We start from the raw sequence: 21,361 nt of genomic DNA on the forward strand, positions 1-21,361 counted from the left end.
ACGCCGGGACCGCCCCGGTCGCCGGCCCGAACGCCGCAGGCCCGAGCGTCGCCGAGACGGTTGCCGCGCTCAAGGCCCAGGGCGTCGACGTCGTCCGCGTGACCTACCCGGACCTCATGGGGACCGACCGGGGCCGCGACATCCTCGTCGACGCCCTGCCCGACGCCGTCCACCACGGCCTCGCCTTCTGCCGCGCGATCTACCACACCGGACCGCTCGGCGAGGTCGTCCCGGTCGAGGGCGGCCTCGACGCGGGCCTGCCCGACATCACCTTCCACCCCGACCTCGCCACCCTGGTCCCGCTGCCCTGGGAGCCCGGCGTCGCCTGGTGCCTCGGCCGCACCACCGACCCGCGCACCGGCCGCCCGGGCCCGGAGTCGCCCCGCGAGGTCCTGCACACCGTCACCGAACGCCTCTCCGGGCTCGGGTTCACCGCCGTCGTCGGACCGGAGCTGGAGTACTTCCTCTGCGACCCGGACCCGACCGCGCCGAGCGGCTGGCGGCCCTACGCGGACGCCCCGGGAAACGTCTACGCGGCCGGCCGGCGCGGCGACCCGGACGGCCACCTGCTGCGCACCCTGCGTCAGCTCGGCCGGCTCGGCATCGGCGTCACCATGGGCAACCACGAGTTCTCCGGCGGCCAGTTCGAGATCAACCTCACCCACTCCGAGGCCGTGGACGCCGCGGACCGGGCGTTCCGGTTCAAGGCCGCCGTCAAGGAGCTCGCCCGGGTGGAGGGCCGGCTGGCCACCTTCATGGCCAAGCCGTTCAACGCCGAGGGCGGCTCCGGGTTCCACCTGCACGTCTCCTGCCTCGACACCGCGGGGCGGAACGTGTTCGCCGACCCCGGCACGCCCGACGGCCTCTCCGCCACCGCCCGGCACGCGATCGGCGGCGTCCTGCGGCACGCGCCCGCGCTGGCCGCGCTGCTCAACCCCACCGTGAACTCGTACAAGCGGTTCGGGCCGGACACCCTGGCGCCCTGGCTCATCGACTGGGGCCTGGACAACCGCAGTGCGATGGTGCGCATCCCGCCGGAGCGCGGCGGCTCGACCCGGCTGGAGGTGCGCCTGGGCGACGCGACCGCCAACCCCTACCTGGCGGTCGCCGGCCTCGTCGCCGCGCTCGCGCTCGGCGTCGAGGACGCGGTGGAACCGTCCGCGCCGCTGGAGGGCTACGGCTACGACGCCGCCAGGGCGCCCGTGCTGCCCGGCTCGCTGGGCGCGGCACTGGACGCGTTGGAGACCGACACGGCCCTCTGCGAGGCGCTCGGCAAGGACTTCACCGGGGCCTTCCTGGCCTTCAAGCGGGCGGAGCTGGAGCGCTTCGACCGCTACGTGACCGACTGGGAGTTCCGGGAGTACGGCTACCACCTCTGAGCTTGTCGTCCCACCTCTGACGGACCCGCACCCCCGACGGACCCGACGCCCGCCCCGGGCGGCGGGTCCGTCGCCGTTCCCGCAGCTCGCCGCCCCCCGCCGGTGCCCGCCCGGGAACGCCGCTGCCGCCCCGGGCGGACCCGGGGCGGCAGCGGCGTCGTTCGGCGGGGTGCGGGCCGGTCAGCCCTCCGCGGCCGGCACGGCCGCCGGGATGTTCCCCAGCCCGTCCGCGCCGACCTGGACCGCCGACTCGTCCAGCGCGGCCGAGACGACCGGCTGCGGCTTCCCGTCGAGGTCCAGCACCGGTACCGCCTCCTTGTACCAGGACTCGATGACGGCGTTGCCCCAGAAGTCCCGGCGCCGGTCGTCGTTCACGTTCCAGCGGAAGGTCTCGTGGTCCGGGTCGCCGGTGTAGTAGTCGGAGGTGTAGATCTCCACCCGGTGGCCGTCCGGGTCGCGCAGGTACACGTAGAAGGCGTTGGACACGCCGTGGCGCCCGGGCCCGCGCTCGATGTGGTGCTCGGCCCGCAGCGAGCCGAAGATGTCGGCCGTCCGCAGCACCTGGTGCGCCTCGGGGGCGAAGACCCCGACGTGGTGCAGCCGCGGCCCGGCGCCGCTGGTGAACGCGACGTCGTGGACGGTCTGCTTGCGGAACATCCAGGCCGCGTACAGCTCGTGCTCGTCGCCCTCGATGGTCTCCGAGCAGCCGAAGCCGAGGGAGCGGTAGTGCTCGTAGGCGGCGGGTATGTCCGGAACCACGATGTTGAAGTGGTCCAGCCGGGCGACCTCCGCCCCCCGGCGCAGGTCGTACCGCTGGATGAGCCGCTCGGCCCGCTCGATCGCGTGGAAGAACTCGACGGTGAAGCCGAGCGGGTCCACCACGCGGACGGCGTCGCCGACGCCGCGGGTGCCGGTGCCGGCCGGGACCCGGCGCACGGGGCAGCCGAGTGCGGTGAAGAACTCCTCGGCGTGGTCCAGGTCCTCAGGGGTGCGCACCCGGTAGGCGAGGTGGTCCAGCGCGGCGGCGTCGCCCACCCGCAGGACGAGGCTGTGGTGGGTGAGCTCGTCGGTGCCCCGCAGGTACAGCGTGCGGTCGTCCTCGTACTGGACGTGGAAGCCGAGCATGTCGACCCAGAACCAGCGGGTGCGGGGCAGGTCGGTGACGACCAGCTGGGCGTAGGCGGAGCGTACGACGTCCGGGGGGGTGGGCATCTCCGTGACCTCCATCTGCGGGTCAGTGCTGCTCGTCGGCGCCGAAGCGCGGGGTGTGGACGTCACCGAGCATCACGTGGACGATCTTGGACTCGGTGTAGAAGTCGATGCTGTGCGCACCGCCCTCGCGGCCGAGGCCGCTGGCCTTGACCCCGCCGAACGGCGTGCGGAGGTCGCGGACGTTGTGGGAGTTGATCCAGACCATGCCGGACTCCACGGCGTGGGCGACCCGGTGACCCCGCTTGAGGTCGGACGTCCACACGTAGGCGGCCAGACCGTACTCGGTGGCGTTGGCCAGGTCAATGGCCTCGTGTTCGTCGTCGAACGGGGCGACCGCGACCACCGGGCCGAAGATCTCCTCCTGGAAGATCCGGGCGTCGCGCGGCACGTCCGCGAAGACGGTCGGCCGGAGGTAGTTCCCCTCGGGCAGGTGCTCCGGGCGCCCGCCGCCGGCGACCAGCCGGGCCTCCGTGCGTCCGGTCTCGACGTAGTCCAGCACCCGCCGGTAGTGCTCGGGGTGCACCAGCGCGCCGACCTCGGTCGCCGGGTCGCCCGGCAGGCCGACCCTGACCCGCTCGGCCCGCTCGGCCAGCCGGCGGGTGAACTCCTCGTACAGCGGGCGCTCGACAAGGACCCGGGAGCCGGCCGTGCAGCGCTCGCCGTTGAGCGAGAAGACGCCGAACACCACCGAGTCCAGGGCGGCCTCGACGTCCGCGTCGGCGAAGACCACGACCGGGGACTTGCCGCCCAGCTCCATGGAGACGGTCTTCAGCCGGTTCGCCGAGCAGCGCACGATGTGCCGGCCGGTGGCGGTGGAGCCGGTGAACGACAGGATCGGCACGTCCGGGTGGTCGACCAGGGCCTGACCGGCCTCCGGGCCGAGCCCGTGCACGATGTTGACCACGCCGGCCGGCACGCCCGCCTCGGTGAGGATCTGCGGCCAGAGGCTGGCGGACAGCGGGGTCCACTCGGCGGGCTTGAGCACCAGGGTGCAGCCGGAGGCGATGGCCGGTGCCAGCTTCCAGCTCTCCAGCATGAACGGGGTGTTCCACGGGGTGATCAGTCCGGCCACGCCGACCGGCGTGCGCACCACGTAGTTCAGCTGCTGGCTCCCGACCCGGAACGCCTCCTCGCCGAGGGCGACGACGACGTCGGCGAAGTAGCGGAAGTTCTCGGCGGCTCGCCGGGCCTGGCCGCGCGCCTGGGTGATCGGCAGGCCGGTGTCGAAGGACTCGAACGCGGCCAGCTCCTCCTCGCGGGCCTCGACGGCGTCGGCGATCCGGTTGAGCACGGTGGCCCGCTCGCGGTTGCCGAGTGCCGCCCACGCGGGGAAGGCGGCCCTGGCCGCCGCGACGGCGCGCTCGACGTCGGCCGCGCCGCCCGCCGCGAGGGTGGCGTAGGGGGTGTTGGAGACCGGGTCGGCGACGTCGAGGACGCGGCCGTCGGCGGAGGGGGCGGCCGCTCCGCCGATCCAGTGCAGGATCGCGCCGGGCAGTCCGGCCGGGCGGGCCGGCGCGCCGGCGGGGTCGGCGGCGGCCTCCGGGGTCGCCTGGGTGCTGGTGGTCATCTCGTCTCCTGCTCTCGTGGTGGGCGGGGCCGCCGGCCCCGGGGTCACAGCTGCTGGGTCAGGTCGCCGCCCGCGGCGAGGAGCGCGCGGATCCGCTCCAGGCCGGCGTCGGTCGGGGCGGTGAGCGGCGGACGGACGTGGTCGGAGGCGATCCGCCCCTGCCGGGCCAGGACCCACTTGGCGGGGGCCGGGTTGGTCTCCACGAACAGCAGGTCCACCAGCGGGTGGAGCCGGTAGTGCAACGCGCGGGCGCCGGCGTGGTCGCCCTGCTCCCACAGCTCGTACATCCGGGCCACGGCGGCGGGTGCGAGGTTGGCGACGGCGCTGATGAACCCGGCCCCGCCGAGCGCCATCAGGGGCAGGCAGAGCAGCTCGATGCCGGACCAGACGAGCAGTTCGGGGCCGCAGGCGTGCAGGACGCGCGAGAAGTGCTCGAAGTCCTTGGTGGTTTCCTTGACGCCGACGACGTTGTCGAAGTCGGTGAACAGCCGGCGCACCGTCTCCGGCTCGATGTCCACGGCGGTGCGCGAGGGCACGTTGTAGATCACCAGCGGCAGGTCGGGGAACTCCCGGGCCACCGTGGCGTACCACCGGTAGAGCGCCTCCTGGGTGGGCCGCGCGTAGTACGGGGTGATCACCAGCGCGGCGTCGGCGCCGAGTTCGGCCGCGGCGGCGGTGAGTTCGAGGGTCTCGTCGAGCTTGGCGGAGCCGGTCCCGGGCAGGAACGGCACCCGGTCGGCGATCTCGTCGGCGGCGGTGCGCATCGCGGCGATCCGCTCCGCGACGCTCTGCGCGCTCGGCTCGCCGGTGGAGCCGCCCAGCGAGATGCCGTGCGAGCCGGAGTCGAGCTGCCAGCGGACGAGGGCGCGCAGCGAGTCGTGGTCCACGGCGCCGGCGTCGGTGAAGGGGGTGACCACGGGGGCGAGGGAGCCGCGGATCGCGGACGGGTCGCTTCGGAACTTCATCGGTTCTCCGTCGGGAGTGGGGGAGGAGAGGGGGGAGAGGGGCGGGGAAGTGCGGGAGGGGGAGGGGGCGGGGGTCAGTCGCCCTGCGGCCGGTTCTCGCGCAGGTAGAGCGCGCGCCAGTGCTCGTCCATCGGGTAGAGCCCCTTGATGCCGGCGCCCCGGTCCACCTGGCGCAGGATGAAGCGCTCCTCGTCCTCCTGCGCGACGGCGGCCCGGGCGACCTCGGCGGCCAGTGCGGGCGGGATGACCACGACCCCCTCGGCGTCGCCGACCAGCACGTCGCCGGGCATGACGAGCACCCCGCCGCAGGCGACCGGCACCTGCGAGTCCATCGGGACGTGCCGGCGGCCCAGCACGGCGGCGTGCGCGACGGCGTAGTAGGAGGGCAGGTCGAGCTCGGCGAAGGCCGGGCTGTCGCGCAGCCCGCCGTCGGTGACCACCCCGGCCGCGCCGCGGCGCAGCGCGCGCAGCGCGAGGATGTCGCCGAGGGTGCCGGAGCCGTGCTCGCCGCGGGCCTCGATGACCAGCACCTCGCCGGGCAGGATCTCCTCGACGGTGCTCTTCTGGGCGTTCATCCCGCCGCCGCGCTCGGCGAACACGTCCTCGCGCAGCGGCAGGTAGCGCAGGGTGCGGGCGACGCCGACCATCCGCAGGTCGGGGCGGGCCGGGCGGACGCCCTCGATGAAGTGGTGGTCGATGCCGCGTGCGCGCAGCTGGCTGGAGAGGGTGGCGGTGGAGACGGTGCGCAGCGCGGCGGCGGTCTCCTCGTCGAGGCCGGCCGGGCCCGCGGGGGCGGCGGCGCGTCCGGCGGCCGACGGCGGGTGGCCGGCGTCGTGCGCGGATCCGTAGGCCGCCTGCCGGGCGGCCTCGGTCGCCCGCGGCAGCGCGCCGTACTCGGTGATGCCGGGTTCCTCGGCGACGATCTCGTTGCGCAGCCGGCCGCTCTCCTCCAGCTCGACCTCCACCACGTCGCCGGGGCGGACGACGGTGGAGCCGGCCGGCGTGCCGATCAGCAGGACGTCGCCCGGCTCCAGGGTGGTCGAGCGGGACAGGTCGGCGATCAGCAGGTCGACGGGGAAGAGGAGTTCCTCGGTGGAGGCGTCCTGGACGAGCAGGCCGTTGACCCAGGTGCGCAGCCGCAGCCGGGTCGGATCGACGTCGGTGAGCAGGGCGGGGCCGACCGGGGTGTAGCCGTCGCGACCCTTGGCCCGCAGGTTGGCGCCGAGGTCGGCGTGCTTGAGGTCGTAGACGCCGAAGTCGTTGGCGGCGGCGTAGCCGGCCACGTGCTCCAGGGCGTTCTCCCGGGAGACCCGGTGGGCGCGGGTGCCGATCACCACGGCGATCTCGCCCTCGAAGGCGAGCAGTTCGCAGCCCGCCGGGCGGACGACGGGCCGTCCGCTCCAGGAGAGCGAGGTGGGGGGCTTGAGGAAGTAGGAGGGGGCGTCCGGTGTCCGGCCGCGTTCAGCCGCGCGGCTGCGGTAGTTGAGGTGGACCGCGATGATCTTTCCCGGCGCCAGCCCTAGGGGGTGCTCCACGTTGCCCTCCTGTAATCGTATACGGCATCATGCACGATAGCGGACGCGATGGGCGCTGACCATGGTTGATCGGATGCGACTTCGTACATGATCCGTGGGCGCAGATCGACCCTGTCGAGGTCATGACCGGGGAGGGTGCGTGCAGTACTATCAAAAATCGTATGCGAAAACTGGGGAGAGGTGCAGGGGCATGAGAGAGATCGACGGCCTGGCGGTGCGGATCATCACGCCGGCGGAGGGCGACGTGCGGACCACCGGAGGGGAGCCGCCCGTCGTCCTGCTGCACGGCTTCGTCTCCGACGGCGTGACCGACTGGATCGCACCGGGCACCGCCGCCGCGCTCGCCGCCACCGGCCGCACCGTCGTGGTGCCGGACCTGCCCGGCCACGGCGCCTCGGCCGACCCGGTCGACGCCGCCGAGATGGGCGCGGGCGCCCTGACGGGCCGTCTGCTGGCGGCCCTGGACGCCCTCGGGGTGGGGGAGTTCGACCTCGTGGGCTACTCCCTCGGCGCCCGGCTGGCCTGGGAGTTCCCGGCCGTCGCGCCCGGGCGGGTGGGGCGCGTGGTGCTCGGCGGGCTCAGCCCGCGCGAGCCGTTCGCGGCCGTCGACGTCGAGGCGCTGCACCGCGCGGTGGCCGGCGGCGGCGAGCCCGAGGACCCCTTCACCGGCATGGTCGCCGGCCTGGTCCGCTCGCGCGGCGACCGGGCCCCGGCCCTCGCCCGCTGCGTCGAGGGGCTGCGCAACACCCCCTTCGCGCCGGGCGGTTGGGCCGGCCGGGTCGCGCCGGTCGTGGTCGTCGGCGCGGACGATGTGATGACCCGGGGCATCGAGAGTATCGTTGCTCCCCTTGACGGGGCGGAGCTGGTGACCGTCCCCGGCGATCACCTGGGGGCCGTGGCCGGTGCGGAGTTCCGCCGTGTCGTACTGAAGGCCCTCGCACGGTGACCGCACGGGGCGCGCGGACCGCCGAGCGGTCCGCCACGGGGGCGATGGCCGGTGTGAGGAAGGACGAGGGAACGGCGTTGGGTTCCGCGAAGGACCGATCCACCGGCGGGTCGAAGGCCGAGCAGAGTTACGAGCTGCTCCGCTCACGCATCCTCGACGGCACGTACGGGCCGGGCTACCGGCTGGTCATGAACCAGCTCGCGCAGGAGACCGGGGTGAGCACCATCCCGCTGCGCGAGGCGCTGCGCCGGCTCCAGTCGGACGGCCTGGTCGAGGTGGTGCGCAACATCGGGGCCCGGGTCGCGGTCTTCGAGTCCGTCCAGGTCGAGCACTCGCTGCAGATCCTGGCCCGGCTGGAGGGGTACGCGACGGCCATCTGCGCGCCGCTGCTGACGCCGGACCAGATCGCCGCCTCGCGCGAGATCAACGCCCGGATGGTGGCCGCGCTGGACGAGTTCGACCCGGCCGCGTTCACCGCCCTCAACCGCACCTTCCACTTCTCCATCTACCAGCACTGCCCGGACGCGCACCTGCGGTCGCTGCTGGAGGCCGAGTGGGCCAGGCTGGACCACATGCGGCGCTCCACCTTCACCTACGTCCCGGGCCGGGCCCGGCGCTCGGTGGTGGAGCACGAGCACATCCTCGACCTGATCGAGCGGGGTGCCGACATGGCGGAGATCGAGCGCGTGGCCTGTGCCCACAAGGCGGCCACCGCCGACGCGCTGCACCAGGCGAAGCCGTCGGGCTGAGCCGGACCCGGCGTCCGGACCCGGGTCCGGACGCCGAGCGGGGCGCCGAGCCCGCAGCAGGGGCGGCACGCGGAAGGGGCGGGAGTCCGAGGACTCCCGCCCCTTCCGGGTTCTGCGGGGGTCACACCAGCAGCTGGCCGCCGTCCACCTGCACCACGGCGCCGGTGATGTGCCGGGCCTGTCCGGAGGCCAGGAACAGCACCAGGGGCGTCAGGTCGGACGTCTCGGCGATCCGGCCGAGCGGGATGCGCGTCTCCCAGAGACCGCGCGCCGTCTCGTCCTCCATCAGCGGCGCCGTCATCGGCGTGTGCACCGGCCCGGGGGCGACGCCGTTGACCCGGATGCCGTGCCCGGCGAGTTCGAGGGCCGCGGTCCGGGTGAGGGCGTCCACCCCGGCCTTGGTGGCCTCGTAGTGGCCGAGCCCCGGGGTCGGCTGGCGGGCCCCGATCGAGCTGATGTTGACGATCGCCCCGCCCCGGCCGGTGTCGGCCATCTGCCGGCCGACCACCTGGGTCACCGTGAAGGTGCCACGCAGGTTGACCGAGACGACCAGGTCGAAGATCTCGGCGGGCAGGTCGAGCAGCGGACCGCCGCCGCCGGCCAGGCCCGCGTTGTTGACCAGGACCTCGACCGGGCCGAACCGCGCGGTGGCCTCGGCCAGGGCGGCGGTCACGCTCTCCCGGTCGGTGACGTCCATGGTGACGGCGAGCGCGCCGGCGCCGATCCCCTCCGCCACCGTGTCGGCCGCCGCACGGTTCAGGTCGGCGACCACCACCCGGTCGCCGGCCGCCGCGAACGCCTCGGCGACCGCGCGGCCGATGCCGCTGCCCGCCCCGGTGACCAGGACGACGCGCCCTTCGGTGCTCATCGTGCCTCCGCGATGAGGATGCGCGGGCTGCCGGGCAGCGCGCGGGTCTCGACGGGCTCCCAGCCGGCCTCGCGCAGCCAGCCGCGGACCTCGTCCTCCGGGTAGACGATCGTGCCGTCGATCACCAGGTACTCGCCGGCGTGCAGGGCGTCGATGCCGCGCTGCTGCTCGTCGGAGTCGAGGAAGAAGTCGAGCAGGACCAGCTTCGCACCCTCGGCCGCCGCCGCGCGCGCCCGGCGGACGATGGCGCGGTTCTGCTCGGCGTCGAAGCGGTGGGCCACGTGCTCCAGCAGCACCAGGTCGAAGCCGCCCGGGACGTCGCCCGTGACGGCGTCGCCCTCGACGATCTCCACCCGGTCGGCCACCCCGGCGCCGGCCAGCACGCCCCGGGCGTGGCCGACCAGCTCGCCGGCCGAGAAGAAGGTGCCCCTGAGGCCGGGGGCGGCCTTGAGAGCCTCGGCCAGGAACGAGCCGGAGAGGCCGCCGAGGTCCAGCACCCGCTCGTGCGCGGTGAAGTCGTAGTGCTCGGCGAGCTGGCGGGCGTGCAGCGCGTTGTAGGTCATCACGCCGGCCAGGAAGGTGGTCATCCGGTCGCCGCCGAGGTCCAGCCGGTTGGGCTCGGCGGTCCGGCTGGTCTCGCCGAAGCCCAGCCAGTGGCCGTAGCTGATCTCGTCGAGGAAGGTCAGGAAGGGGCGCAGGTCGATCTCGCCCTCGGCGCCGGTGAGGTAGGCGGCGGTACTCGCGGAGTTCGCGTAGCGTCCGGCCGTACGCTCCAGCAGTCCGAGGCCGGCCATCGCGTCGGCCAGGATGCGGCTGGTGCGTTCCGGGAGGCCGGTGCGGGCGGCGATCTGCGGGACGTCCTGCGGGCCGTCGGCGAGCGCGGCGAACAGGCCCGCGTCGGCGGCGGCGAAGAGCTGCTTGGCGGCCATGTAGCCGACGGCCACGTCGACGATCGGCGTCGGGTCCGCGGAACGGGGGGATTCCGGACGAAGGGACATATCGTGTCCTCCTTGGCGGTCAAAGAATATGCCGGATGCTATACGATCGTCCTCCCGGCGGCCAGAGCCGGACTACTCGGATCCCAGGAGGTTGACGTGGAGCTCTCGCAGGCTGACTCCCCCCGCGGCGGTGCGGGCGCGCCGGACGGTGCGTCCGCGACGGACCGCGTGCCCCGGCGCAGGCTCGGCGCCGACGGCCCGGAGGTGCCGGTGTTCGGCCTCGGCTCGTGGAACACCTGGGACCGGATGACCACCGACGAGGCCGCCGAGCTGGTCTCCCGCGCCGTCGCGCGCGGGGTCGACCTGTTCGACGTCGCCCACTACAACTTCGGGCCGCACGCGGAGAACGCGGTCACCGACATCATCTTCGGCGAGGCGGTCCGCACCGCCGGCCTGGCCCGCGAGGACTACCTGCTCTGCGGGAAGCTCTGGCTCTGGGACTACCCGAAGGCGTCGTTCGCGGAGCAGCTGGACGTCTCGCTGGCCCGGGTCGGCACCGACCGCGCCGACTTCGTGGTGGCCGGCGACCACCTCGGCGAGCTGGACGTCCACTCCGTGGTCACCGACGTCGCCGAGCTGGTGCGGGCCGGGCGGTTCACCGCCTGGGGCGTCAACAACTGGTCCGCCGACGACCTGTGGGCCGCCCGCCGGTTCGCGCTCGCCGAGGGCCTGGTCCCGCCGTCGTTCGCCCAGCTCAAGTACAGCCTGGCCCGCCGCTCGGTGCCCGAGGGGGAGCCCTACGGCCGGCTCTTCGACGAGGCCGGGCTCGGCCTCCAGGCCTCCGACGTCTTCGAGGGCGGCATCCTGGCCGGCAAGCTGCACCCGCAGCGCAAGATCGGCGCCGACCCGGGCGGCATCCGCGAGCGGATCCGGGAGTCCTACCCGGAGGTGCTGCGGGTCGCGGAACGCTTCGGCGCCACGCCGGCCCAGCTGGCCGTCGCCTTCACGCTCACCCACCGGGCTGCCGCCAGCGTGCTGTTCGGCGCCAGCAGCATCGAGCAGTTCGAGACCAACCTCGGCGCGCTGGACCTGCTGGAGCGCCACGGCGGCGAACTGCGCGAGGCGGTCGCCGGTCTCTGGCTGGACCGCGACGTCGTCCACCCCGGCGCCTCCTGGGGAACCGACGCCCCGGCCCGCTGACGCCCGTCCGGCAGGGCCCGGCGGCTCCGCAGCGGCGACGGGCGCGCCCCGGACCTCCACCGTGCGAGGTCCGGGGCGCGCCCGTCGGGTCCGTTCCGTCCGTCCTGCCCGTCGCGTCCGCCAGGCCGCGGCGGTCGCCGCTCCGGGCTCAGACCTCGTGCACCACCCGGCCGTCGACCACGGTCATCGCCACCGGGACCTCGGGCAGCGCACCCGGGTCGACGTCCCGCAGGTCCGCGCCGAGCAGGCACAGGTCGGCGACCTTCCCGGCCTCCAGGGTGCCCTTCCAGCGCTCGGCGCCGTCCTGCCGGGCCGGCGCCACGGTGTAGGCGTACAGCGCCTCGTCGAGCGCGAGCCGCTGCCCGCGGCCTCCCGCGGTGCCGTCGGCCCCGGCCCGGGTGGCCGCCGCCGCCACGCCGGCCCGCCAGTCCGGAGCGAGCACCGGCGCGTCCGAGCTGAGGCAGAGCGGGACACCGGCGGTCAGCGCGTCGCGCACCGGCCAGGCGTGGGCGAGGGCGTCCGGGCCGAGGGCCCCGGCGAGCATCGGGGCGGTCGCGGCGGCGATGCCCGGCTGGGTGTTCAGCCCGACCCCGGCGGCGGCCATCGCGGCGAGCGTCGCCGGGTGGACGACGTCGCCGTGGATGAGGTAGTGGCGGCCGTCCCGGCCGTCCGTCGCGCGGGCCTCGGCGAAGGCCCCGGTGACCACGCGGGTGGTTCGGCTGCCGGTGGCGTGCACCCCGATCTGGTGACCGGCCGCGTGCGCGGCGCGGATCATCGAGCGCAGGTTCACCTCGCGCTCGCCGGCGTCGGCGCCGTCCACCAGCAGGGCGCCGTGGCCGCCGTCGGCGTACGGCTCCTCGCTCCACGCGCTGCCCATCGGCGGGATGCCGTCGGCGAAGATCTTCACCCCGGCGACGCGGAACCAGCCGGGGACCTCGGCCGGCGCCCGGAACCCGGCCAGGCCGCGCAGCAGGTCGGTGGCGCTGCTCGCGCCGTCCAGCAGGCCGAACAGCAGCAGCGCGGTGACCCGGGCGCGCAGCAGGCCCTCGGCGGCCAGCGCGGCGTACTCGTGCAGGACGGCGGAGGAGAAGCAGCCGGTGGGTCCGGCGTCCTCGCCGGGTCCGAGGCCCGGTTCGGTGTAGCTGGTGACGCCGAGCGAGGCGAGCAGGTCGCCGGTGCGGAGGATCGCGCGGCGCCGCTCGGCGGGGGTGGTGAGGGCGGCGAGCGCCGGCCCCTCGCCCGCGTGGTCGTGCCCGTGCCCGTCGTGCCCGTGCCCGTCGTGCCCGTGCGCGTCGTGCCTGTGCCCGCCTCCGGGGTGGTCCGGCCCGCCGCCGGTCGGGGCGGCCGCGGCGAGCTGGGCCATCAGGGTGTCCGGCCACATGGTGCCGAGCCACGCCCCGTGCAGGTGCGAGTCGTTGATCCCGGGGATCAGCGAGCGTCCGCGCAGTTCCACCACCCGGGTACCGGGTCCGACGAGCGGCGCGACCTCGGCGTCGGTGCCGGTCCGGAGGATGGTCCCCCCGCTGACCGCGAGCGCCTGGGCGACCGTCCGGGCGCCGTCCATCGTGTGGACACGGCCACCCCTCATGACCAGGTCAGCCGTGGTGATTCCGGTCTGGAGTCCGTTGCGCATCTTCTTGCTCCCAGCTCTGGACACCGTGGATTGTGACTCTTAACGTACATGGAATCAGATACGATTTGCGAGTGCCGGACCCCTGCGACGGCACCCGGGCAATCGGAGGTAAACGATGCCCCTGCACCCCGAGGCACAGCTGATCATCGACCGGGCCGGTGCGGCGGAGCAGCCCGCCCAGCCCGTCGAACTCGATGCCCAGACCATGCGCGAACAGTTCCGCACCACCTGGACCATGCCCGAGACGCTCCCGGCCGTCGGTTCGGTGGCCGACACCACCGTGCCGGGCCCGGCGGGCGACATCCCCGTACGGATCTACACCCCCGAGGGCGAGGGCCCCTTCCCGGCCTTCGTCTGGCTGCACGGCGGCGGATGGACCATCGGCTGTCTCGACGAGAACGAGTACTCCTGCCGCGCCGTCTGCGCCGCCTCCGGCGCGGTGGTCGTCTCGGTGGACTACCGGCTCGCGCCGGAACACCCCTACCCGGCCGCCGCGGACGACTGCTACGCCGTCCTCACCTGGCTCCACGAGCACGGCGCCACCATCGGCGTCGACCCCGGGCGGCTCGCCGTCGGCGGGGAGAGCGCGGGCGGCAACCTCGCCGCCGTCACCGGTCTGCGCGCCCGCGACCTCGGCGGCCCCCGGATCTCCCTCCAGGTCCTGATCTCCCCGGTGGTCGCCCACCCCGACGAGGGCCGGCTCTCCTACCGCGACTTCGCCGACGGCTACTTCCTGTCCAAGGACAGCATGGACTGGTTCTTCACCCAGTACCCGCGCGACGAGGCGGACCTCGCCGACCCGTACCTGCTCCCGCTGCGCGCCCGCGACCTCTCCGGACTGCCCCGCGCACTCGTCCTGGAGGCCGAGTACGACGTGCTCCGCGACGAGGGCGAGGAGTACGCCCGGGCGCTCGCCGCGGCCGGGGTCGAGACCTCCCTGGTCCGGTTCGACGGCCTCATCCACGGCTTCTTCGGCCTGCTCGCCACCGACCTCACCGACGCCGCCCGGGCCCACGCCCTGGTCGCCGACGCCATCCGCTCCGCCTGCGGCGGAGCCGCGTGATGACGCCCGCGCTCGCACTGCGCGACGTCAGCATCAGCCGGGCCGAGGCCCCGGTCGTCCACGGGGTCAGCCTGGACGTCGCCCCCGCCTCGGTGACCGTCCTGCTCGGGGCCAACGGCGCCGGGAAGACCACCCTGATGGACGGCATCGCCGGCCTGGTCCGCTGCACCTCCGGCACCGTCACCCTCGACGGCAAACCCCTCGACAAACTCTCCACCTACCGCCGCGCCACCTCCGGCCTGGCCTACGTGGAGCAGTCCCGCAGCGTCTTCCGCACCCTGACGGTCGAGCAGAACCTGCTGGTCGCCCAGCGGCAGGGCGCCGACCTCGACACGGCGTACCGGCTCTTCCCCGAGCTGGACAAGCGGCGCGGCCTGCAGGCCGGCCACCTCTCCGGCGGCGAGCAGCAGATGCTCGTCCTCGGGCGGGCCCTGGTCGCCGGGCCGAAGACGATCCTGATCGACGAGATGTCCTCCGGCCTCGCGCCGGTGGTCGTCCACCGCCTGATGAAGGCCGTCGCCGACCTGGTGGACCTCGGCATCGCGGTGCTGCTCATCGAGCAGTTCGCCCATCTCGCGCTGGAGATCGGCAGCCGCGCGTACGTGCTCAGCAAGGGCCGGCTGGCCTTCGACGGCCCGTGCGCCGAGCTTCGCGGTGACGCGGAGCGCCTGCACGACTTCTACTTCGGCGCGACCCCGGCACCCGCCGCCGCGGCGGCGGGCGCCCACAGCCCGGGCAGCGCCCCGGCGGAAAGCGAGGGAGCATGAGCCTCACCGAGAGACTGGCCACCGACCGCCGGGCGCTCGTCACCGGCCTCGGCGCCGCCGTCGCCGCCTGCGTCCTGGTGCCGGCCCTGCTGCCGCCCTACTGGGTGTACCTGGCGATCACCGCCGTGGTCAGCGCCGTCATCATGCAGAGCTACGGCGTCATCGTCGGCCGGGTCGGCGTGATGTCGCTCTGCCAGATGTCCTTCGCCTCGATCGGCGCCTGGGTGGTGCTGCGGCTCAACGTCGCGCAGGCCCCCGGCGGGTTCCTGGTCTGGCTGGTGCTCGGCGGTCTGGCCGCCGTCCCGGTCGGGGTCGCCATCGGGCTCCCGGCGCTGCGGATCCGGGGCGTCAACCTGGCCGTGGTGACCTTCGGCTTCGCGGTCTCGGCCGACATCGTGCTGAACGCCAACCAGTTCCCCGGCATGTCCGAGCTCAAGACCCTGGAGCGGCCCGCCCTGTTCGAGGGCGACGGCGGCTACTTCGTCCTGGTCGTGATCGTCTTCACCGTGCTGGCCCTCGGGCTCGCCCTGCTGAACCGCACCCGGCTCGGGATGTCCTGGGCCGAGCTGCGGCACTCCGAGCGGGCCGCCGCCGCGCACGGCGTCTCGGTCGCCCGCGCCAAGCTGGCCGCGTTCGCGATCAGCGCCTTCGTCGCGGGTGTCGGCGGCGGTCTGATGGCCGGACAGTTCGGCCTGGTCGTGCCCGGCAACTTCGCCATGATGCAGTCGCTCGCACTGTTCGCGGTCGCCGTCCTGATCGGCCCGCACAACCCCGAGGGCGCCGTGATGGGCGGGGTCTTCGGTGCGGTGATGGCCACCGTGCTGGAGAAGCTGGACCTGCCGCAGGACCTCGGCGGCATGCTGTTCGGGGTCGGCGCCGTCCTGGCCCTGCGCAGCGGGGTCAGCCAGACCGACTTCACCCGGGCCCGCAAGCGCGAACGCGCGGCGCGGAGGTTCCTGGAGACCCACGAGGCCCGGCCGGCCGCCGGGCTCCCGGCCGCCGAGGACCTGCCGGGGCCGCTCGCCGCATCCGTCCCCGCCGCATCCGCCCCCGTGGCATCCGCCCCCGCCGCGGCCGGCGGCGAACCGGCCCTGACCGTACGGGGGTTGACCGTCCGCTACGGGTCGGTGACCGCCCTGGAGGGCGTCGACCTGACCGTCCCGCGGGGCGCCGTGGTCGGACTCATCGGCCCCAACGGCGCCGGCAAGTCCACCTTCATCGCCGCCGTCACCGGTTTCGTCGGCGGCTACGAGGGGAGCGTGGCGCTCGTCGGATCCCCGATCGACCGGCTCAGCCCCAGCGCCCGCGCCACCCGCGGCCTGCGCCGCACCTTCCAGACCACCACCATCGCCCCGGAACTCACCCAGTACGAGTACCTCACCATCGGCGCCGGGCGCCGGCTCTCCACGGAGGAGGCCGACGAACTGCTCGCGTTCTTCGGCTGCCCGCCCGGCCGGCTGCCGGTCTCGATGGTCGACGCGGGTGCCCGCCGCCTGCTGGACGTCGCCGCCGCCGTCGCCGCCCGGCCCGCCGTCGCCCTGCTCGACGAGCCCGCCGCCGGTCAGTCCGCCGCCGAGTCGCTCGCGCTCGGCCGCCGGCTGGCGCAGGTCCCGGCCCGGTTCGGTGTCTCCGTCCTGCTCGTCGAGCACGACATGGACCTCGTCCAGGCCGCATGCTCCGAGGTCACCGTCCTCGACTTCGGCCACGTCATCGCCACCGGCCCGACCGGCGAGGTGCTCGCCGACCCGACCGTGATGGCCGCCTACCTCGGCACCGCGGACGTCCCGGTCGGCTGACCGCCGCCCGCCGCCCGCCGCCCGCCGCCCGCAGCCCGCAGCTCCACCGGCCCGGCCCGTACCACCCCCGCACCCCCGCGACACCCACCCCCACCCTCGTGCGGAACCGCGCAACCCCGTTCCGGCGCGCCCCCACAGACGGAAATGAGTGCACCAATGAAGCATGCACGGCTGACCGCCGCCCTCGCCGCCGCCACCGCACTGGCCCTCGGCGCCACCGCCTGTGACGGCGGATCCGGCTCGGACACCGGCCCGATCAAGGTCGGTGCGATCAACGGGATCACCGGACTCTTCCAGACCCCCGAGGTCCCCCAGGCGGTCAAGGCCGTCTTCGACGAGGTCAACGCCGCCGGCGGCATCAACGGCCGCAAGCTGGAACTGCTCAGCATGGACGACGCGATGAACCCGCAGCGCGCCACCGAGGCCGCCGTCGACCTCGTCAAGTCCAAGAACGTCGTCGCCCTGGTCGGCTCCTCCAGCGCCGTCGACTGCGGCCTCAACCGCGCGGCCTACAGCAAGGCCCAGGTCGTCTCGATCCCCGCCGTCGGCGTCGACCCCGCCTGCTTCACCAGCCCCAACATCGCGCCGGTCAACCCCGGTCCGTTCAACCTGCTGACCGCCAACCTCTACTACGCCTCCGAGGTGCTCAAGCGGGACAAGGTCTGCCTCGACTACACCGTGCTGCCCGGCAGCGGCGGCGGCATCGAGGACGCGATCAAGAAGTGGACCGAGCTCACCGGCAAGCAGCTCGCCCACAAGGAGCTCGCCATCGCCGAGGGCGACCCGACCAAGTACCTCGTCGCCGACAAGGGCGCCGGCTGCCAGGCCGTCCTCTACAACGGCATCGTCGGCCCCTACTTCGCCCAGGCCAGGACCCAGGGCATGGACGACGTCGACTTCATCGTCGGCGCCAACACCTACACCGACGCCAACGCGCAGGCGATCCCGGCCGGCCTCAAGGTCTACGCCGGCACCGAGTGGCAGCCCTACACCGACACCACCCTGCCGGGCAACGAGCGCTGGTCCCAGCTGGTCGACAAGAACAAGATCCAGAAGACCGCCTTCAGCCAGGGCGGCGTGATGGCCGCCGACGTCTTCGTCCAGGTCCTCAAGGGCATCTCCGGGCCGATCACCCGCGAGTCCGTCACCAAGGCCTTCAAGTCCATGAAGCCGATCGACTACCCGATGGTCGGCACCCCCTGGGTCTTCGGCGAGGGCGACACCCACAACCCCGTCCAGGGCAGCCGCTTCGTCCAGGCCGTCAACGGCAGCTGGCAGGTGCTCCCCGAGGGCTTCGTCGTCCCCGGCAAGAAGTGACCCCGGCCGGCCCTGACCCGGCCGCAGCCCGCCGTCCCCCCACCCCGGACCGTGCGCCGCGCCCCGGCGCACGACCGGACCCCAGGACCCCAGGAGGTGTCCCATGCTCAACTCCACGCTCGCGGGCCTGACCGGTGGCGGCGTCTACGCCCTCCTCGGCCTGTGCGTCGTGCTGACCTACCGGCTCGTCGCCACGGTCAACTTCGCGATGGCGGCCGTCGGCGCGATCGGTGCCTTCGTCATGGTCGGCCTGACCGACGGGGGAGTGAGCCCCTGGCTCGCCCTGCCGGTCGGCGTGCTGGCCGGGGCGGCGCTGTCCGCCCTGCTCGGTACCGTCCTGGTGCGCTGGTTCGCCGATCACTCGCAGAACACCAAGGCGGCCGTCACCGTCGCCGTCTACGTCGCCGTGATGGCCGTCGGCCTGCGGCTGTTCGGCTCCACCACCACCGGCGCGCACAGCTTCCCCAGCCCCTTCGAGAAGCCCGTGCTCACCCTCGGCGGCGTCGTGATCCCGCAGTCGGTGCTGGTCACCATCGCCTTCGCCGCGGTCATCACCGTCGGCGTCGGCCTGCTGCTCGGCCGTACCCGGCTCGGCCTGCGCCTCCAGGCGCTCTCCGAGCGGCCCGCCACCGCGGAGGTGGTCGGCATCCCGGTGGCCCGCCTCGCCGTCGCCGTCTGGGCCGCGATCGGCGCCGTCACCACGCTGGTCGTGGTGCTCGCCGCACCGCGCCTCGGCGGGGACTTCTCCACCCTCGGCAAGCTCATCAACACCGCGCTGGCGGTCGCCATGCTCGGCGCCTTCCGCAGCCTGCCGCTCACCCTTCTCGGCGGCCTCGTACTGGGCTGCCTGGAGGGCTTCTCCGCCTCCGTCGAGGCGATCCAGAAGTACCAGGGCGTGGTGCCCTTCCTGGTGATCGTGGTGCTGCTCTGGTGGCGCAGCCGCAACGAGGTCTGGGACACCGCGCACAGCCGATGACCGGTCCGGGCACCAGCCCGGACCCCGGACCGGGGGAACGAAGGAGAGACCATGACCCGAGTGACCAGCACCAGGGCCGCCGTGCTGCGCACCCACGGCAAGCCGCTGGAGATCGAGGAACTCCCGCTGCCCGAGCGGATCGAACCGGGCGCCGCCCTCGTGCGGATCGACTGCGCCACCCTCTGCGCGACCGACGTCCACCTGTGGAGCGGGGCGATGTCGATGCCCGGCATGCTGCCCCTGGTCCTCGGCCACGAGATGGTCGGCACCGTCGTCGCCGTCGGCGAGGGCACCGTCGACGCGCTGGGCCGCCCGGTCGCGGTCGGCCGGCGGATCGGCTGGTCGGAGTCCACCTGCGGGTACTGCCACGGCTGCACCGCGCTGCGCACCCCGGTGGCCTGCGAGGACCGCGGCTACGGCTTCCGCCAGCGTGCCGACCGGTACCCGTACGCCACCGCCGGGCTCGCCGAGTACAACTACGTCGTCCCGCAGGCGCAGAAGTACCTGCTGCCCGACGAGGTCGAGTCCACCTGGGCCGCCGCGGCCGGCTGCGCCGTCAAGACGGTGCTGCACGCCTTCGACCGGGCGGGCGGCACCCGGCCCGGCTCCTCGGTGGTGATCCAGGGCGCCGGCGCGCTCGGCATCGTGGCCACCGCCGTGGCCAAGGCCGGCGGCGCCGGACCGGTGATCACCATCGGCGCCCCGGACAGCCGGCTCGCACTCGCCGAGGAGTTCGGCGCCGATCTGACCCTCGGTCTGGCCGACGGCCCCGAGGCCCGTCGCGAGGCGGTGCTCGCCGCGACCGGCGGGCGCGGCGCCGACCTGGTGATCGACCTCGCCGGTGCCCCCGGCGTCGGCGCCGAGGCCGTCGACCTCGCCGCCTGGGGCGGCCGGTTCGTGATCGTCGGATCGACCGGTCCGGCTCCGCAGGAGCTGCCGCTGGGCACCGTCATGGGCAAGGAGCTGACCGTGCTCGGCTCGCTCAACGGCGATGTCGGCGACTACCACCGGGCCATCGGGTTCCTGCGCGACTTCCGCCCCCGGTTCGACTGGGACGCGCTGTTCAGCGCCCCGGTCGGCCTGAGCGGCGCCTCCGCGGCCATCGAGGCGATGGCCAGGCTGGAGCAGACCAAGGCCGTCGTCCACCCCTGGCTGCCCTGACCCGCCGTCCGGTCCCCGCCCGGCCGCCCACGGCCGGGACGACCACCCCGTCCACACCCGTCCGCCCGTCCGGGCGGACCCGCCGCGCGGACCGCCGCACCACCGGCGCCCCGCCGCCCGGCCCCCTCGCCGCCCGGCGCCCCGGGACCCCACCCTCCGTGTGTCCCAGCCCGGGGCGCCGGGTGCCCGCCGGCCGTACGCCGGCCGGCCACCGCACCCGCCGTACGCCCGCCGACCGCTCCCGAAACCCATGAGGACCGCCATGCCCATCGTCCCCCGCCGCAGGCTCGGCACCGCCGGCCCCGAGGTGTCCGCCCTCTCCCTCGGCTCCTGGCACACCTACGACCGGATGGACTTCGGCGACGCCGTCGCCATGGTCCGCCACGCCGTGGACCTCGGCGTCAACCTCTTCGACGTGGCCGTCTACGGCCTGCCCGGCCATCCGCCGGTCTTCACGGACGTGCTGTTCTCCGCGATCGTCCGGGCGGCCGGCCTCGCCCGCGAGGAGTACCTGCTGTCGGTGAAGCTGTGGCTGGAGCCCTACCCCGCGCAGTCGCTGCGCGACCAGCTGGCCAACGCGCTGTTCCGGGCCGGTGCCGAGCACGCCGACGTCGCGGTCCTCGGCGACATCCGCCGCGACGACCTCGACCTGCGCGGCATCGCCGAGGAACTCGCCGTCCTGGAGGCGGAGGGTCTGATCGGCTGCTGGGGCGTCAACAACTGGTCCGCCACCGCGATCCGCACCGTCCGCGACCACGCCCGGGCCGCCGGCTCGCCCGGCCCGCAGCTCGCCCAGCTCAAGTACAGCCCCTGCCGCCGCGCCATCCCGGACGGCGAGCCGTTCGCCGCGCTCTTCGCCGAGGGCCTGACGATGCAGGCCTCCGACGTCCTGGAGGGCGGCATCCTCGCCGGCCGGACCAGCCCGTCGCGCGAGATCGGCCGCGACCCGGGCGGGATCCGCGACCGGATCACCGGGGCCGCCCCGGGCCTGGCCGCCGTCGCCGCCGAGCTCGGCGCCACCCCCGCCCAGCTCTGCGTCGCCTTCACCCTCACCCACCCCGCCACCGCCACCGTGCTGTTCGGCGCCAGCCGGATGCGGCAGCTGACCGAGAACGTCGGCGCCCTCGACCTGCTCGACCGGGTCGGCGCCGACCGGCTGCGCGAGCTGGTCGCCCCGTACTGGGCGGACCGCGACGCCGTCGACCCCGAGGGGCCCTGACACCCCGTGGCCCGCCCCGCCCCGACCAGCGTTCCCCGAACCGGCCCGACCCCGGGCCCGCCCCCAGGAG

At 74.3% G+C, this 21,361-nt stretch carries 18 protein-coding genes; 11 read left to right on the forward strand and 7 right to left on the reverse strand.

Annotation, left to right across the window (positions count from 1 at the left end; all coding sequences use genetic code 11):
- Nucleotides 1–116 precede the first annotated feature (116 nt).
- Nucleotides 117–1,379, forward strand: coding sequence for a glutamine synthetase family protein (locus PUR61_RS17650; protein WP_329879878.1), 1,263 nt, complete (start codon nt 117–119; stop codon nt 1,377–1,379).
- Between the two features lie 180 nt (nt 1,380–1,559).
- Here the strand turns inward: PUR61_RS17650 and hpaD are convergent, their stop codons facing one another.
- The 4 genes from hpaD to PUR61_RS17670 all read right to left on the reverse strand — a co-directional run bounded on the left by hpaD (nt 1,560) and on the right by PUR61_RS17670 (nt 6,658).
- On the reverse strand, nt 1,560–2,591 hold the full coding sequence (hpaD, locus tag PUR61_RS17655) for a 3,4-dihydroxyphenylacetate 2,3-dioxygenase (protein WP_329879822.1): 1,032 nt from the start codon (nt 2,589–2,591) through the stop codon (nt 1,560–1,562).
- A gap of 22 nt (nt 2,592–2,613) precedes the next feature.
- A complete protein-coding gene (gene hpaE / locus PUR61_RS17660) occupies nt 2,614–4,158 on the reverse strand; it encodes a 5-carboxymethyl-2-hydroxymuconate semialdehyde dehydrogenase (protein ID WP_329879823.1) in 1,545 nt (514 codons plus the stop codon).
- A 44-nt stretch (nt 4,159–4,202) separates the two neighbouring features.
- Nucleotides 4,203–5,123, reverse strand: a complete 921-nt coding sequence (gene dapA, locus PUR61_RS17665) for a 4-hydroxy-tetrahydrodipicolinate synthase (protein WP_329879825.1) — start codon at nt 5,121–5,123, stop codon at nt 4,203–4,205.
- Between the two features lie 74 nt (nt 5,124–5,197).
- The gene (locus PUR61_RS17670; RefSeq protein WP_329879826.1) at nt 5,198–6,658 is read right to left on the reverse strand and encodes a fumarylacetoacetate hydrolase family protein; all 1,461 of its coding nucleotides are present in this window, start codon (nt 6,656–6,658) and stop codon (nt 5,198–5,200) included.
- Between the two features lie 190 nt (nt 6,659–6,848).
- Between PUR61_RS17670 and PUR61_RS17675 the strand changes: the two genes are divergently transcribed.
- Complete coding sequence (locus PUR61_RS17675) at nt 6,849–7,604, forward strand: alpha/beta fold hydrolase (protein WP_329879827.1); 756 nt, start codon at nt 6,849–6,851, stop codon at nt 7,602–7,604.
- Nucleotides 7,601–8,353, forward strand: coding sequence for a GntR family transcriptional regulator (locus tag PUR61_RS17680; protein ID WP_329879828.1), 753 nt, complete (start codon nt 7,601–7,603; stop codon nt 8,351–8,353). Before PUR61_RS17675 ends, PUR61_RS17680 begins: the two co-directional genes overlap by 4 nt.
- 121 nt (nt 8,354–8,474) lie before the next feature.
- On the opposite strand, the gene PUR61_RS17685 is transcribed toward PUR61_RS17680, so the two are convergent.
- Both PUR61_RS17685 and PUR61_RS17690 read right to left on the reverse strand, forming a co-directional pair.
- Nucleotides 8,475–9,221 carry an SDR family NAD(P)-dependent oxidoreductase gene (locus PUR61_RS17685; RefSeq protein WP_329879829.1) on the reverse strand — a complete coding sequence of 249 codons (747 nt, stop codon included), beginning with the start codon at nt 9,219–9,221 and terminating at the stop codon, nt 8,475–8,477.
- Entirely contained in the window at nt 9,218–10,219 is a 1,002-nt protein-coding gene (locus tag PUR61_RS17690) for a methyltransferase (RefSeq protein WP_329879830.1), read from the reverse strand. Before PUR61_RS17690 ends, PUR61_RS17685 begins: the two co-directional genes overlap by 4 nt.
- A 96-nt stretch (nt 10,220–10,315) precedes the next feature.
- Here PUR61_RS17690 and PUR61_RS17695 point away from each other — a divergent pair, with 96 nt between their 5' ends.
- Nucleotides 10,316–11,359: an aldo/keto reductase gene (locus PUR61_RS17695; protein WP_329879831.1), complete on the forward strand. Its 1,044-nt coding sequence runs from the start codon at nt 10,316–10,318 to the stop codon at nt 11,357–11,359.
- Nucleotides 11,360–11,507: 148 nt separating this feature from the next.
- Here the strand turns inward: PUR61_RS17695 and PUR61_RS17700 are convergent, their stop codons facing one another.
- Entirely contained in the window at nt 11,508–12,992 is a 1,485-nt protein-coding gene (locus PUR61_RS17700; protein ID WP_329879832.1) for an amidohydrolase, read from the reverse strand.
- A 115-nt stretch (nt 12,993–13,107) separates the two neighbouring features.
- Between PUR61_RS17700 and PUR61_RS17705 the strand changes: the two genes are divergently transcribed.
- From PUR61_RS17705 to PUR61_RS17735, 7 genes are all read left to right on the forward strand, one after another.
- Nucleotides 13,108–14,055: an alpha/beta hydrolase gene (locus tag PUR61_RS17705; protein WP_329879833.1), complete on the forward strand. Its 948-nt coding sequence runs from the start codon at nt 13,108–13,110 to the stop codon at nt 14,053–14,055.
- Nucleotides 14,055–14,822 carry an ABC transporter ATP-binding protein gene (locus PUR61_RS17710; RefSeq protein ID WP_329879835.1) on the forward strand — a complete coding sequence of 256 codons (768 nt, stop codon included), beginning with the start codon at nt 14,055–14,057 and terminating at the stop codon, nt 14,820–14,822. The genes PUR61_RS17705 and PUR61_RS17710 overlap by 1 nt, the downstream gene beginning before the upstream one ends.
- On the forward strand, nt 14,819–16,618 hold the full coding sequence (locus tag PUR61_RS17715; protein ID WP_329879836.1) for a branched-chain amino acid ABC transporter ATP-binding protein/permease: 1,800 nt from the start codon (nt 14,819–14,821) through the stop codon (nt 16,616–16,618). The genes PUR61_RS17710 and PUR61_RS17715 overlap by 4 nt, the downstream gene beginning before the upstream one ends.
- Nucleotides 16,619–16,774: 156 nt before the next feature.
- A complete protein-coding gene (locus tag PUR61_RS17720; protein WP_329879837.1) occupies nt 16,775–17,935 on the forward strand; it encodes an ABC transporter substrate-binding protein in 1,161 nt (386 codons plus the stop codon).
- A gap of 103 nt (nt 17,936–18,038) precedes the next feature.
- The gene (locus PUR61_RS17725; protein ID WP_329879838.1) at nt 18,039–18,911 is read left to right on the forward strand and encodes a branched-chain amino acid ABC transporter permease; all 873 of its coding nucleotides are present in this window, start codon (nt 18,039–18,041) and stop codon (nt 18,909–18,911) included.
- 51 nt (nt 18,912–18,962) lie between these two features.
- Nucleotides 18,963–20,072, forward strand: coding sequence for a zinc-binding dehydrogenase (locus PUR61_RS17730; RefSeq protein WP_329879840.1), 1,110 nt, complete (start codon nt 18,963–18,965; stop codon nt 20,070–20,072).
- A gap of 262 nt (nt 20,073–20,334) precedes the next feature.
- A complete protein-coding gene (locus PUR61_RS17735) occupies nt 20,335–21,291 on the forward strand; it encodes an aldo/keto reductase (RefSeq protein ID WP_329879842.1) in 957 nt (318 codons plus the stop codon).
- Nucleotides 21,292–21,361 lie beyond the last annotated feature (70 nt).

It is taken from the genome of Streptomyces sp. BE20 (assembly GCF_036322525.1).
In the GTDB taxonomy this organism is placed as follows: Bacteria; Actinomycetota; Actinomycetes; order Streptomycetales; family Streptomycetaceae; genus Kitasatospora.

Excerpts from the sequence above, each read along its gene's own strand:
- PUR61_RS17650 (WP_329879878.1), top strand. The coding sequence starts at position 117 with ATGGGGACCGACCGGGGCCGCGACATCCTCGTCGACGCCCTGCCCGAC.
- hpaD (WP_329879822.1), bottom strand. The coding sequence starts at position 2,591 with ATGCCCACCCCCCCGGACGTCGTACGCTCCGCCTACGCCCAGCTGGTC.
- hpaE (WP_329879823.1), bottom strand. The coding sequence starts at position 4,158 with ATGACCACCAGCACCCAGGCGACCCCGGAGGCCGCCGCCGACCCCGCC.
- dapA (WP_329879825.1), bottom strand. The coding sequence starts at position 5,123 with ATGAAGTTCCGAAGCGACCCGTCCGCGATCCGCGGCTCCCTCGCCCCC.
- PUR61_RS17675 (WP_329879827.1), top strand. The coding sequence starts at position 6,849 with ATGAGAGAGATCGACGGCCTGGCGGTGCGGATCATCACGCCGGCGGAG.
- PUR61_RS17685 (WP_329879829.1), bottom strand. The coding sequence starts at position 9,221 with ATGAGCACCGAAGGGCGCGTCGTCCTGGTCACCGGGGCGGGCAGCGGC.
- PUR61_RS17690 (WP_329879830.1), bottom strand. The coding sequence starts at position 10,219 with ATGTCCCTTCGTCCGGAATCCCCCCGTTCCGCGGACCCGACGCCGATC.
- PUR61_RS17700 (WP_329879832.1), bottom strand. The coding sequence starts at position 12,992 with ATGCGCAACGGACTCCAGACCGGAATCACCACGGCTGACCTGGTCATG.
- PUR61_RS17705 (WP_329879833.1), top strand. The coding sequence starts at position 13,108 with ATGCCCCTGCACCCCGAGGCACAGCTGATCATCGACCGGGCCGGTGCG.
- PUR61_RS17710 (WP_329879835.1), top strand. The coding sequence starts at position 14,055 with ATGACGCCCGCGCTCGCACTGCGCGACGTCAGCATCAGCCGGGCCGAG.
- PUR61_RS17715 (WP_329879836.1), top strand. The coding sequence starts at position 14,819 with ATGAGCCTCACCGAGAGACTGGCCACCGACCGCCGGGCGCTCGTCACC.
- PUR61_RS17720 (WP_329879837.1), top strand. The coding sequence starts at position 16,775 with ATGAAGCATGCACGGCTGACCGCCGCCCTCGCCGCCGCCACCGCACTG.
- PUR61_RS17725 (WP_329879838.1), top strand. The coding sequence starts at position 18,039 with ATGCTCAACTCCACGCTCGCGGGCCTGACCGGTGGCGGCGTCTACGCC.
- PUR61_RS17730 (WP_329879840.1), top strand. The coding sequence starts at position 18,963 with ATGACCCGAGTGACCAGCACCAGGGCCGCCGTGCTGCGCACCCACGGC.
- PUR61_RS17735 (WP_329879842.1), top strand. The coding sequence starts at position 20,335 with ATGCCCATCGTCCCCCGCCGCAGGCTCGGCACCGCCGGCCCCGAGGTG.